9 protein-coding genes are annotated in these 13,570 nt (G+C 62.4%); 3 read left to right on the top strand and 6 right to left on the bottom strand.

Annotated features, from left to right (window positions below; genetic code table 11):
- Window positions 1-119: 119 nt before the first annotated feature.
- The 3 genes from rpsO (at window position 120) to LOY37_RS23385 (ending at window position 3,354) form a co-directional block, all read left to right on the top strand.
- Window positions 120-389, top strand: a complete 270-nt coding sequence (gene rpsO / locus LOY37_RS23395; protein WP_010222985.1) for a 30S ribosomal protein S15 — start codon at window positions 120-122, stop codon at window positions 387-389.
- A 250-nt stretch (window positions 390-639) separates the two neighbouring features.
- On the top strand, window positions 640-2,745 hold the full coding sequence (gene pnp / locus LOY37_RS23390) for a polyribonucleotide nucleotidyltransferase (RefSeq protein ID WP_038998668.1): 2,106 nt from the start codon (window positions 640-642) through the stop codon (window positions 2,743-2,745).
- A gap of 258 nt (window positions 2,746-3,003) precedes the next feature.
- Complete coding sequence (locus tag LOY37_RS23385) at window positions 3,004-3,354, top strand: BON domain-containing protein (protein WP_045199715.1); 351 nt, start codon at window positions 3,004-3,006, stop codon at window positions 3,352-3,354.
- Window positions 3,355-3,481: 127 nt separating this feature from the next.
- Here LOY37_RS23385 and LOY37_RS23380 read toward each other — a convergent pair whose 3' ends face one another.
- The 6 genes from LOY37_RS23380 to pgi form a co-directional block, all read right to left on the bottom strand.
- On the bottom strand, window positions 3,482-6,418 hold the full coding sequence (locus tag LOY37_RS23380) for a DUF748 domain-containing protein (protein ID WP_258715835.1): 2,937 nt from the start codon (window positions 6,416-6,418) through the stop codon (window positions 3,482-3,484).
- A 91-nt stretch (window positions 6,419-6,509) separates the two neighbouring features.
- Entirely contained in the window at window positions 6,510-7,526 is a 1,017-nt protein-coding gene (locus tag LOY37_RS23375) for a class I SAM-dependent rRNA methyltransferase (protein ID WP_258715834.1), read from the bottom strand.
- Between the two features lie 79 nt (window positions 7,527-7,605).
- On the bottom strand, window positions 7,606-8,784 hold the full coding sequence (locus LOY37_RS23370; RefSeq protein WP_258715833.1) for an acetyl-CoA C-acetyltransferase: 1,179 nt from the start codon (window positions 8,782-8,784) through the stop codon (window positions 7,606-7,608).
- Window positions 8,785-8,896: 112 nt separating this feature from the next.
- On the bottom strand, window positions 8,897-9,766 hold the full coding sequence (locus LOY37_RS23365; protein WP_045199709.1) for an oxygenase MpaB family protein: 870 nt from the start codon (window positions 9,764-9,766) through the stop codon (window positions 8,897-8,899).
- A 39-nt stretch (window positions 9,767-9,805) separates the two neighbouring features.
- Window positions 9,806-11,740, bottom strand: a complete 1,935-nt coding sequence (gene acs, locus LOY37_RS23360; protein WP_258608102.1) for an acetate--CoA ligase — start codon at window positions 11,738-11,740, stop codon at window positions 9,806-9,808.
- Between the two features lie 90 nt (window positions 11,741-11,830).
- Complete coding sequence (pgi, locus tag LOY37_RS23355; protein WP_258715832.1) at window positions 11,831-13,495, bottom strand: glucose-6-phosphate isomerase; 1,665 nt, start codon at window positions 13,493-13,495, stop codon at window positions 11,831-11,833.
- Window positions 13,496-13,570 lie beyond the last annotated feature (75 nt).

The raw sequence follows: 13,570 nt of genomic DNA, 5'->3' as shown, positions 1-13,570 counted from the left end.
TGGTGGTAAAGAGGATGGCTGTTAATAGGCACGGTCACGCCTCACTTTATGAATACAGGGAGCAGTCCCTGGCCTATTGGAAGCCGTTTGTTCGGTTTCCCTTGATTTGGAGAAGCCAGATGGCACTCAGCGTTGAAGAAAAAGCAAAGATCGTTGGCGAATACCAGCAAGCCGCCGGTGACACCGGTAGCCCGGAAGTACAGGTTGCTCTGCTGACCGCCAACATCAACAAGCTGCAAGGCCACTTCAAGGCCAACGGCAAAGACCACCACTCCCGTCGTGGTCTGATCCGCATGGTTAACCAGCGTCGCAAGCTGCTGGACTACCTGAAAGGCAAGGACACCACCCGTTACAGCGCCCTGATCGGTCGTCTGGGTCTGCGTCGCTAATAGCGGCCTGGCCAGTGGTGTGCACGGCGTGCTGCAGTCACCGCACGGAGCCTTTGGCCCCCGTGTCGGTGAGCACGCCTTGCCTATCTATGAGGTTGGCTGTCTGTCTCGCCTGAGCGGTTTACCGCGAGGGCAGGGCAGGCTCCCAACCTCTAGTTTTATCTGGACTGCCAACAGGGCCGATTCCCTGTTCTGCCCAAGAATTCGCAAGAACCCGTTCCCCCAGAGCCACTGAAAAAGGTAGGAAACCGTGAACCCGGTAATCAAGAAATTCCAGTTCGGTCAATCGACCGTTACCCTCGAGACGGGCCGTATTGCTCGTCAAGCGTCCGGCGCCGTATTGGTCACCGTCGACAACGATGTCACCGTACTGGTGACCGTGGTCGGTGCCAAACAGGCCGATCCAGGCAAAGGCTTCTTCCCCCTGTCCGTTCACTATCAGGAAAAGACCTACGCCGCCGGCAAGATCCCTGGTGGTTTCTTCAAGCGTGAAGGCCGTCCTTCCGAGAAAGAGACCCTGACCTCGCGTCTGATCGACCGTCCGATCCGTCCGCTGTTCCCGGAAGGCTTCATGAACGAAGTGCAGGTTGTCTGCACCGTCGTTTCCACCAGCAAGAAGACCGATCCGGACATCGCTGCGATGATCGGTACCTCGGCTGCCCTGGCCATCTCCGGCATTCCGTTCGAAGGCCCGATCGGCGCCGCCCGCGTTGCTTTCCACGAAAGCACCGGCTACCTGCTGAACCCGACCTACGAGCAACTGGCTGCCTCGAGCCTGGACATGGTCGTTGCCGGTACCTCCGACGCCGTACTGATGGTTGAATCGGAAGCCAAAGAGCTGACCGAAGACCAGATGCTGGGCGCCGTACTGTTCGCCCACGATGAATTCCAGGCTGTGATCCAGGCTGTCAAAGAGCTGGCCGCCGAAGCTGCCAAGCCGACCTGGGACTGGACTGCCAAGGCCGAGAACACTCCTCTGCTGAGCGCCATCCGTGGCGAATTCGGTGCTGCGGTTTCCGACGCCTACACCATCACCGTCAAGGCTGACCGTTACGCTCGCCTGGGCGAACTGCGCGAGCAAGTGATCGCCAAGTTCTCCGGTGAAGAAGGCCAACCTTCGGCTTCCGAAGTCAAAGAAATCTTCGGCGAAATCGAATACCGCACCGTTCGCGAAAACATCGTCAACGGCAAGCCACGTATCGACGGCCGCGACACCAAGACCGTACGTCCGCTGAACATCGAAGTCGGCGTACTGCCAAAGACCCACGGTTCGGCGCTGTTCACCCGTGGCGAAACCCAGGCCCTGGTCGTTGCGACCCTGGGTACTGCCCGTGACGCCCAGCTGCTGGATACCCTCGAAGGCGAGAAGAAAGACCCCTTCATGCTGCACTACAACTTCCCGCCGTTCTCGGTCGGCGAGTGTGGTCGCATGGGCGGTGCTGGCCGTCGCGAAATCGGTCACGGCCGTCTGGCCCGCCGTTCGGTCCAGGCCATGCTGCCTGCTGCCGACGTGTTCCCGTACACCATCCGCGTTGTTTCGGAAATCACCGAATCCAACGGTTCCAGCTCGATGGCTTCGGTCTGTGGTGCATCCCTGGCACTGATGGACGCTGGTGTGCCGATGAAGGCGCCGGTTGCCGGTATCGCCATGGGCCTGGTTAAAGAAGGCGAGAAATTCGCCATTCTGACCGACATCCTCGGTGACGAAGACCACCTGGGCGACATGGACTTCAAAGTGGCCGGTACCGCCAAAGGTGTTACCGCGCTGCAGATGGACATCAAGATCAACGGCATCACCGAAGAGATCATGGAAATCGCCCTGGGCCAGGCCCTGGAAGCGCGCCTGAACATCCTCGGCCAGATGAACCAGATCATTGGTCAGTCCCGTAGCGAACTGTCGGAAAACGCTCCGACCATGATCGCCATGAAGATCGATACCGACAAGATCCGTGACGTCATCGGTAAAGGCGGCGCGACCATCCGTGCCATCTGCGAAGAAACCAAGGCTTCGATCGACATCGAAGACGACGGTTCGATCAAGATCTTCGGTGAGACCAAAGACGCCGCTGAAGCTGCTCGCCAGCGCGTTCTGAGCATCACTGCCGAGGCCGAGATCGGCAAGATCTACGTCGGTAAGGTTGAGCGCATCGTCGACTTCGGTGCCTTCGTCAACATCCTGCCTGGCAAGGACGGTCTGGTTCACATCTCGATGCTGAGCGATGCTCGCGTCGAGAAAGTGACCGACATCCTCAAAGAAGGCCAGGAAGTTGAAGTACTGGTACTGGACGTGGACAACCGCGGCCGTATCAAGCTGTCGATCAAGGACGTTGCCGCTGCCAAGGCATCGGGCGTCTAAGACCGCCGCTTAAGAAAAAGGACCCTTCGGGGTCCTTTTTTTATGCCTGCAGAAATTGTCTTGCGGACTTGCATCTTGCATGCAGGATTTTGCCACTGCTTGCAAAATGCACGATCCAGTTTTTTGCTTGATTAGATAAGTTATTGTTTTATAAAGAGAAAATTATTAACAAAAGCTGGCACAGGCCCTGCAATAGTATTCATACCCCTGCTGCCAGGACTTACGGCGCAGACTTTTCGAAAAACAGGAGTGTCTCGTATGAAGAAGTTCGCTATTGCTGCCGCTACTGCCACCGCCCTGACCCTGACCCTGGCTAACGCGGCGTTTGCCCAACAGCCTTCCCAGGCTCCGCTGACCGTTGCTGCTGGTGAAGTTACCAAAGCAAAAGAAGCGACCTCCGACACCTGGATCACCACCAAGGTCAAAGCTGACCTGATGACCGAGAAAGGCATTCCGGGTACTGACATCAAGGTCGAAACCAACAAAGGCGTGGTCTCCCTGTCTTCCGAGGTTGCCGTGACCGATTCGCAGAAAGACATGGCGGTCGCTATCGCCAAAAAAATCAAAGGCGTTCAAGCCGTCTCGGCTGATGGCCTGAAAAGCAACTAAGGCGTTTGTCCCGACTCGCTGACCCTTACAGGTTCATGCGAAAGACCAAAAGGACTTGGTCACTCAAAGCCCCGGCACTGGTTGCCGGGGCTTCTTTTTTGGGGGAAAGGAGGGGAAGAAGAGGTGGTTATTCCGCGTCCAGATGCAGCGGCGAGATCACTCGGCCATCCGCCTCGGCCTGGCCCAGGCTGGCATCGACGAAGTACACCCGGTCATCCGCCAGCTGGCCTTTATCTACCAGGTAGTCCTTGATACTGCTGGCCCGGGCCTGACCCAACTGGCGCAGCAGCAGGGCGCTTTCGCCCCAGGACTTGAGCACGGCATCGCGCAACTGGGTGGTGCGCTGTTCGCGATCGAGTTGTTCCCACTCCGCTGGAGGCTGTTTCTTCATGCGGGTACGGTAGATGCCTTCAAGCATCGCCGGCTTGTCGCCATCCGGCACCTTCAGCTCGGAGGCCTGGGCTGGCACCTTGTCGCCGCGGCGCTGGAGGATCTTGTAGTAGGTACTCTGGTACTCACGCTCCAGGCGCTGCTGGGCAATCAACGGTCCGTCGCTGCTCTGGGCGCTGGTGCCTTCGATCTCCAGGCGCAAGGCAGGGCGCTCTTTGAGCGCCGTCGCCAGCTTGTCCAGGGCGCTTTGCGCATCTGGGCCCAGGTCGCTTGAGCCAGCGGCAAAGGCGACGTTGCCCAGGTCCTGGGAATCGCCGCCGCTGACCAGCCCGCCGATGAACTTGAAGGGCGCCTGGGCCGCGCGCAGCACCAGGTTGCGCAGGGTCTGCCAGACAATCGGCATGACGCTGAACTGCGGGTCATTGAGGTCGCCAGTCACCGGTAGCTCGATGGAGATCTTGCCGTCGGTGTCCTTGAGCAAGGCCACTGCCAGGCGAATCGGCAGGTCCACCGCATCCGGGCTGTCGACCTTCTCACCCAGCTGCAGTTGCTCGACCACTACCTTGTTCTCGGCCTTGAGCTTGCCTTGGGTGATCACGTAGTGCAGGTCGATGTTCAGCCGGCCCTTACGGATGCGAAAGCCGGCGAACTTGCCCGAGTAAGGCGTCAGGGTGGTCAGCTCGACGCGTTTGAAGCTGGTGGCGATGTCCAGGGCGGCCATCGGGTCAAAGGGGTTCAGCGAGCCTTTGATGGTCACCGGTGCATAGCGATCGACCTTGCCCTTGATATCGACCTTGGCCGGTTTTGGCTGACGGTTGTCGATGGTGCCGATCTGGCCGTTGAGCTGCTGGATGGCGGTGGCGAAGTTCGGGGTCAGGCTGAAGTCGGCAAAGTTGGCCGAACCGTCATTGATATCGATTTCACCGATACGGATGCCCAGTGGTTTTTCCGCAGGCGCCTTGGCTGTGGCCGGCGCCTTGGACTGCGCGGTAGCCGGTTGCGGGATCAGCAGGTCATCGACGTTGGTGGTGCGGTCTTCGTTGATCATGAAGCGCGCGTAGGGCTGCTTGAGGGTCACCTTGGCGATGCTCAGGGCGTCACCGTGACGGTACGACACGCCGTCGAGGTTCAGCTGCTGCCATTTGACGAAGTCGCGGTCCTTGATGGTGTCCAGGGTATGCAACTGGTTGACCTGGGCCTTGCCGTCAATGCTGAAGGCCAGTGGCTCGGTGCTCTTGAGGTCGACGTTGAGGTCGCTGCCAAGCATGCCGCTGCGCAGTTCCAGGCGGATGTACGGGCTGATGTAGGCCTGGGCGACACGCAGGTCGATGTCCTGGGTGTTGACCTTGAGCCTGGCGGTCACCGGCGCCAGGTTTACTTCGCCGGCGGCCTGCAGCTTGCCTTGCTTGCCGACACCGGTATCGAGCTTGAGGGTGAAGGGCGACTGGTTGAGGCTGTCGAAATTCTGCAGGTCGAGGTTCAGCGGGCCAACCTCGAGGGCGACCGGTTGTTTCTGCGAGCGGTCGGCCAGGTGTACCTGGTAATTGCGCAGTTGCACGTCTTTGAGCAGCACTTGCCATGGCTTGCTCGGTGCCTCGGCGGCGGCCTTTTCCTTGGCATCCGGCTCGGCGGCGGCAGGTTCGGCTTTCTCTTTGGCCGTGGCTTTGGCCGGCTGGCTGGCGAACAGCTTCTGCCAGTCGAGCTGGCCATCGGACTCTACTGCCGCCCAGGTTTCGAGCTTTTCGCTGCGGATCTTGCCAACGGTGACCAGTTGCTTGGCCAGGTCAATCGAGGTTTCGCTGACATCCAGACGCGCCAGGCGTGCCAGCGGGCGGCCATCCGGTGCCTTGATGGCAAAGGGGGCAATGCTCACCGAGGTGTTGTCCAGCAGCAGCTCGGTTTCCTTGGACAGGTTCAGCTTGTAGTGGGTATCGAGGCTGACCACACCTTCTTCCAGCACCAGCGGCACGGCATCGCGCACATAAGGCCAGAAGGCTTTCATCTTGCCGTCGGTGACCTTCAGGGTGCCTTCGGAGGCGATCGGTACCAGGCTGAAGTTGCCGGCCCAGTCGATGCGCCCGCCCGCCGGACCATTGGCCACCAGGGTCATTTCGGTACTGTCTTCGGGCAGGGTGCTGAGGTTCTTCAGTTCCAGGTTCATCGAGTCGTAGAGAAACTCGATCGGCTCGCTCGGGCGCAGGTCCTGGAAATGCAGGTAGCCTTCGCTGAGCTTGATACTGCCGATGCGCAGCGGGAACGGATCGCCGGCAGGTTCTTGCGGCTTGGGCTCGCTCGGCGGCAGCTTGAACAGTTGCGTCAGGTTGAGGCTGCCGTCCTTGGCGAACAGCAGCTCGGTACGCGCCTTGTCCAGCTCGACACTGTCCAGGTGCAGGGCACCGCTCCACAGGCTGTTGATTTGCAGGTTGGCGTACAGGCGTTCGAAGCCGACCTGCTCTTTGCCCGGCTCGCCAATCTGCAGGCCCCAGAGGGTCAGTTCGAGGCTGAACGGGTTGAGCTCGATCCGCTGCAGGTGCGCCGGCACCGTGGCGTAACTGGCCAGTTGCTGGTTGGCGATACGCAGGGCAACCCCTGGGAGAATCAGAAAGCCTAGCAGGCTGTACAAGGCCACTGCGGCCAGCATGGCGCCGAGGGCGCGTTTCAATCCTTTGGGCATGTGTGGCGTCGTCTGTCTCGAACGGGAGTGCTTGGAGTATGGCACGTAAAAACGGTTCCGAAGCTACTCCGAAAATTAACGAAATTTTGTTTCAGAGCTGAAGAATCAAGGTCTTCAGTGGCGGCTGGCCATCCTGCGACGGAAAGTCGCCGGCGGGTTTGAGCACTTGCCAGTCGCGTACCGGGCGTCCGGCTTTCTCGGCGCAGCGCAGCACTTGCTCGCGCCAGTCGTCGACATTGACCTTGGCCAGGTTGTTACAGCAGATCAGTACGCCGTCGTCGGCGGTGCTCAACAGGGCCGGCTTGAGCAGGCTCTGGTAGTCGCGCAGCAGGTCGACGGTGCCGAAGGCGCTCTTGGCCCAGGCCGGCGGGTCGAGGAACACCAGGTCGAACTGGCGCTGCTCCAGGCGCGGATACGGCGGCAGCTTGTGGCCGCGACGCTGGCTGACCGGCAAGCCGGCGAACTGGCGGATCGCCGGAAAGTAATCGGACTGGATAAAGCTCATCGGCAACAGTTGCGGGTTGAGTGCGCCGTTCTCCTTGCCGACCGCCAGGTTGCCTTCGGCGAAGTCCAGGTTGCACACCTCGCGCGCGCCGCCCGCTGCGGCGCTGAGGCCGACGCCGCAGGTATAGGCAAAGAGGTTGAGCACGCTTTTGCCGGCACTGTGCTGCTTGACCCAGCCACGGGCATTGCGCAGGTCGAGGAACAGTAGCGGATCCTGCCCGGCATGGCGGCCACGTACCCGGTAGTTCAGGCCCCATTCGTGACCGACATGATCGGCCAGCGCGGCCTCGCTCGCCTGATACACCGGGTCGCGACGATCGATGCGGCTGTTGCCCTGGGAACGGTCGTTGTAGACCAACAGCAGTTCCAGGCCCAGGTGCGCCTGCACCGCCGCGTGCAGCTCCAGCAAGGCGCCGGTCTCAAGGCTTTGGTGGAAGCTTTGCACCAGCAACTGCGGGCCGTAGCGGTCGATGGTCAGGCCGCTGGCGCCTTCCTGGCTGCCATGGAACAGTCGATAGCAGTCGGTGCCCTGGGCATGCAGTTCGGCGAGAAGGCCCTGGCGGGCGTCGAGGGCGGCGCGCAGCGCCTGATTCAAGAGGGACATGCACGTGGCCTTGGTTTGCGGACGTGCAGTTTATCAGTTCAGGGCAGGGGAGGGGCCGTTGCAGCCCCTCCCGCAGTGATCAGCGCTCGATCGCCAGGGCCACGCCCTGACCACCGCCGATGCACAGGGTGGCCAGGCCTTTGCTGACGTCACGCTTGATCATTTCGTGCAGCAAAGTTACCAGCACCCGGCAACCCGAGGCGCCAATCGGGTGCCCCAGGGCAATCGCGCCGCCATTGACGTTGACCTTGCTGGCGTCCCAGCCCAGCTCCTTGCCCACCGACAGGGCCTGGGCGGCAAAGGCTTCGTTGGCCTCGATCAGATCAAGGTCGCTCAACTGCCAGCCGGCCTTGTCCAGGCAGCGGCGGGTGGCGCTGACCGGGCCGATGCCCATGATCGCCGGATCAACCCCGGCGTTGGCATAGGCCTTGATCCGCGCCAGGATCGGCAGGCCCAGCTGTTGCGCCTTGGCCGCACTCATCAGCAGTACCGCTGCCGCACCGTCGTTGAGCGACGAGGCGTTACCGGCTGTTACCGTGCCGTCTTTCTTGAATGCCGGCTTGAGCTTGCCCAGCGACTCGGCGGTAGTGCCGGCGCGGGGTTGCTCGTCGGTGGCGAAGGCCACCGGCTCGCCCTTGCGCTGCGGAATCAGGATCGGGGTGATTTCGTCGACGAAGTGCCGGGCTTCGATGGCTGCGGCGGCTTTCTGCTGCGAGGCGGCGGCGAAGGCGTCCTGTTCTTCCCGGCTGATGCCGTATTTTTCCACCAGGTTCTCGGCGGTGATGCCCATGTGGTAGTCGTTGAACGCATCCCACAGGCCATCGCTGATCATGCTGTCGATCAGTGTGCTGTGGCCCATGCGCAGGCCGGTACGGGCACCCGGCATGACGTAGTTGGCCAGGCTCATGTTCTCCTGGCCGCCGGCGATGATCACCTCGGCATCGCCGCAGCGAATTGCCTGGGTCGCCAGGTGCAGGGCCTTGAGGCCCGAGCCGCAGACCTTGTTCAGGGTCATGGCCGGTACCGCGTGGGGCAGGCCGGCCTTGATCGCGGCCTGACGCGCCGGGTTCTGCCCGGCACCGGCGGTCAGTACCTGGCCGAGGATGACTTCATCGACCAGTTCGGCATCGATGCCGGTCTGGGTCAGCAACTGGCGGATCACCGCAGCGCCGAGGTCGACGGCAGGAATGTTGGCCAGCGCCCCCTGGTAGCTCCCGACAGCAGTACGGGTGGCGGCAACGATTACGACATCTTGCATGGCGCGGGTCCTCACTCTTATTGGATTTGGCGTCAGAACGGTTCAGGCCCCAGGGCCTGGATAGACCGGCATGGTGGCATAGATGAGCGGGCGAGGGCTATTGGCGTACCGCTCAGGCGATTCCCATACGCCGCCGGGCGCGATGGGCCGAGCCGTCGCGCATGGCCCAGCGCAGCACCGGAGCAGTGCTGTGGATGCCCAGGCGAATCAATCGGCGTTGCAGCGGGTTCTGGCCCAGCTCGAGCATCGCGCTGGCCCATTCCGGCAGCAGGTCGATACCGGCGCGCAGCATCAAGGCGCCGACCGGTTGCGCCAGGCGGCTGGGCGCCGGCGCGTCGAGCAGCACCTGCACCACTTCATGGCTGCGCGCGTCGCACAGCAGTTGCGGGCGCATGGCCTGCAGGTAGTCGGCAATTTGCTGGCGTGAGCGCGGCACGTTGCGCGCGCCCAGGCGCTCGGCGATCAGGGCGATCTCGGCGTAGTAGGCGTCCTGTTCGGTGACCGGCATCTGCGGGTTGCGGTAGCGCATGTGGGCGGCAAGAAAGCTGCTGACCTCGGCCACATGCACCCAGGTCAGCAGGTCCGGGTCGCTGGCGGCATAGGGCCGGCCATCGGCGGCGCTGCCGACCACCTGCAGGTGAATGGTGCGCACTTTTTCGATCAGCCAGTTGGCATCCCGGCTCGAACCGAAGGTGGTGCCGGAGATGAACTGGCTGGTGCGGCGCAAGCGGCCGAGCAGGTCCTGGCGAAAGTTGGAATGATCCCACACGCCAGCCAGCGCCAGCGGGTGCAGCAACTGCAGGAGCAGGGCACTGATGCCGCCGATCAGCATGCTCGGGAAGTCGCCGTGCACACGCCAGCTGAGGCTGTCCGGGCCGAACAGGCCGGGGTCGCCCTTGGGGTTTTCCAGGTCCAGCTGACCCAGGGACAAGCCGGTCAGGCTCATCACCTGGGTTTCGATACGGCGGCGAATCGCTTCCATGGTTACCTTGTGTTCAAGGCAGCCGATCAGCGCTGCCGCTTAAGTGTTCAGGCGTTTGTCGATCAGGCCCTGGACCACGCTCGGGTCGGCCAGGGTCGAGGTATCGCCGAGGCTGTCGAGCTCGTTGCAGGCGATCTTGCGCAGGATGCGCCGCATGATCTTGCCCGAACGGGTCTTGGGCAGTGCCGGCGCCCACTGGATCAGCTCGGGTTTGGCGAAGCTGCCAATCTCTTTGCTGACCAGGGCCAGCAGCTGCTGCTTGAGGCTGTCGTCCGGGGTCACACCGTTCATGGGCGTGACAAAGGCATAGATGCCTTGGCCCTTGAGATCGTGAGGGTACCCGACAACGGCCGCTTCGGCGATGCTGTCGTGCAGTACCAGGGCGCTTTCCACCTCGGCGGTGCCGATCCGGTGCCCGGAGACGTTGATCACGTCATCGATGCGCCCGGTTATCCACAGGTCGCCGTCTGCGTCGCGGCGCGCACCGTCGCCGGTGAAGTAATAGCCCGGCAGCGGCTTGAAGTAGGTATCGATCATCCGCTGCGGATCGCCGTACACGCCGCGGATCTGCCCAGGCCAGCTGGCCTTGATCGCCAGCATGCCGCTGCCGGGGCCTTCGATCAGCTTGCCTTTTTCGTCCAGCAACACCGGTTGCACGCCGAACAGCGGCTGGGTGGCGCACCCGGGCTTGATTCGCCGGGTGCCCACCAACGGGCTGATCATGATGCCGCCGGTTTCGGTCTGCCACCAGGTGTCGACGATCGGGCAGCGTTTTTCGCCTACGGCCTCGAAATACCATTCCCAGGCTTCCGGGTTGATTGGCTCTCCGACGCTGCCGAGCAGGCGCAGGCTCTTGCGCGAGGTGCCCGCCAACGGGCCCTGGCCTTCGCGCATCAGCGCGCGCAGGGCGGTGGGCGCGGTGTAGAAGATATTGACCTGGTGCTTGTCGACCACCTGCCAGAAGCGCGAGGCATCGGGGTAGTTGGGCACGCCTTCGAACATCAGGGTAATTGCACCGTTGGCCAGCGGCCCGTAGACGATATAGCTGTGGCCGGTCACCCAGCCGACATCGGCGGTGCACCAGAACACCTCGCCCTCGCGGTAATCGAACACGGTCTTGAAGGTCAGCGCCGCCTGCAGCAGGTAGCCGGCGGTGGTGTGCAGTACGCCCTTGGGTTTGCCAGTGCTGCCGGAGGTATAGAGGATGAACAGCGGGTCTTCGGCGTCCATCGGCTCGGGTGGGCAGTCATCACTGACCTGCTTGATCGCTTCGTGGTACCAGAGATCGCGGCCTTCGCGCCAGTCGATCTTGCCGCCAGTACGCTTGATCACCACCACCGTACTGACATCCGGGCAACTGAGCAGGGCCTTGTCGACGTTGTGCTTCAGCGCCACGCTCTTGCCGCCGCGCACGCCTTCATCGGCGGTGATCAGCGTGCGACAGTCGGCGTCGAGAATCCGGTCACGCAGGGCATCCGGCGAGAAGCCACCGAACACCACCGAGTGAATGGCGCCAATGCGGCTGCAGGCGAGCATGGCGTAGGCCGCCTCCGGGACCATGGGCATGTAGATGCACACCCGGTCGCCTTTTTTTACCCCGCGCTGCTTGAGTACGTTGGCCAGGCGGCAGACCTGCTGGTGCAGTTCGCGGTAGGTGATGACGCTGGAGTCGGCAGGGTTGTCGCCTTCGCGAATGATCGCCGGTCGATCGCCCCGGGTGGCCAGGTGACGATCGATGCAGTTGTAGCTGACATTGAGTTGCGCGCCCTTGAACCAGGCGGCCTGGCCGGTCTTCATGTCGCTCTGCTGGACCTGGCTCCAGGGCTTGATCCAGTCCAGGGCCTTGGCCTGTTCGCACCAGAAGGTGTCCGGGTCGTCGATGGACTGGCGGTACAGGCGCTGGTAGTCGGCCTGGCTCAGTTGCGCCGCTCTGCTGACGGCATCGGCTTGGGGAAAGTCGCTGATATCGAACATGGCGGGGTCCTGTTCTGACGGATTGTTTTTGTCAGGACAGTGTAGCCGCTGCCCCGGCCGTGTTCGTTCGGCCAGGGGCAGCGCGGGCGGTCAACCGCGGTGACGGCTGCGGAAGAAGTTGATCAGGCCCTGGGTCGAGGCGTCTTCGGCAGGCTCTTCAATGCCGCCGGTCAGGCGCTGGTAGACGCCCTTGCCGAGCTCCTTGCCCAGCTCCACGCCCCACTGGTCGAAGGCGTTGATACCCCAGATGACGCTTTGCACGAATACCTTGTGCTCGTACATCGCCACCAGTGCGCCAAGACGCCGTGGGCTGATGCGCTCGACCACCAGGGTATTGCTCGGGCGGTTGCCCGGAATCACCTTGTGCGGTGCCAGCTTCTGGATCTCGGCTTCGGCCATGCCTTTGTCACGCAGCTCGGCTTCGGCTTCGCTGCGGGTCTTGCCCAGCATCAGTGCCTGGCTCTGCGACAGGCAGTTGGCGTACAGCCACTGGTGATGGTCGGCGACCGGGTTGAAGCTGACCACCGGGACGATGAAGTCGGCCGGAATCAGCTGGGTGCCCTGGTGCAGCAACTGGTGGTAGGCATGCTGGCCGTTGCAACCCACGCCGCCCCAGATGACCGGGCCGGTGTCGTGGTTGACCGGCGTGCCGTCCTGGCGGACGCTCTTGCCGTTGGATTCCATGTCCAGCTGTTGCAGGTGCTTGGTGATGTTACGCAGGTAGTGGTCGTACGGCAGGATCGCGTGGCTTTGCGCGCCCCAGAAGTTGCCGTACCACACGCCGAGCAAGGCCAGCAGCACCGGCATGTTCTGTTCGAACGGCGCGTTCTGGAAGTGCTGGTCCATGGTGTAGGCACCGGACAGCAGTTCCTTGAAGTTGGCGGTACCGATGGCCAGCGCAATCGGCAAGCCGATGGCTGACCACAGCGAGTAACGCCCGCCGACCCAGTCCCACATCGGGAAGATGTTTTCTTCACGGATGCCGAAGGCCACGGCGGCGGCCTTGTTGCTGGAAACGGCGATGAAATGCTTGTACAGCTCGGCTTCCGAACCACCCTGGGCCAGGTACCAGGCGCGGGCGGCCTGGGCGTTCTTCAGGGTTTCAAGGGTATTGAACGATTTCGACGAGACGATGAACAGCGTGGTTTCGGCGCGCAGCTTGGCCGACAGCTCGTGGAACTCGCTGCCGTCGATGTTTGCCAGGTAATGGCAGCGCACGCCGCGCTGGGCGTAAGGCAGCAGGGCTTCGGAGACCAGCTCGGGGCCGAGGAACGAGCCACCGATGCCGATGTTGACCACGTCGGTGATCGGCTTCTCGCTGTAGCCGCGCCACAGGCCATCATGGATGCGGCCAACCAGCTCGGTCACCTGGTTGAGGACCTTGTGCACCTCGGGCATCACGTTGACGCCGTTGACGCTCAGCTTGTCGCCCACCGGGCGGCGCAGGGCGGTATGCAGGGCCGGGCGGCCTTCGGAGGCGTTAAGGATTTCGCCGGCGAACAGGCCCTTGATGGCCTCTTGCAGACCGACCTCGTTGGCCAGGCCCACCAGCAGGTCGCGGGTCTGGGCGTTGATCAGGTTTTTCGAGTAGTCGAGGAACAGCCCGCAGGTGCTCAGGGAGAATTCTTCGAAGCGCTTTGGCTCGGCAGTGAATGCGTCGCGCATGCTGAAGTCCTGCATGGCTTCGCGGTGTTGCTGGAGCGCCTGCCAGGCGGGCAGGGCGGTAACATCATGAGGGGTGCGGTAATACGCCATCGCTGCAGGTTTCCTTATTGCGTGAACTGCCTTGGACACTGAAAACAGCGCCCCGTTTGCAGGCTGATGCCAATT

The organism is Pseudomonas sp. B21-012, assembly GCF_024749305.1.
In the GTDB taxonomy this organism is placed as follows: Bacteria; Pseudomonadota; Gammaproteobacteria; order Pseudomonadales; family Pseudomonadaceae; genus Aquipseudomonas.
Note: the sequence above shows the minus strand (reverse complement) of the source record. Positions and strands in the feature narration are given on the sequence as shown.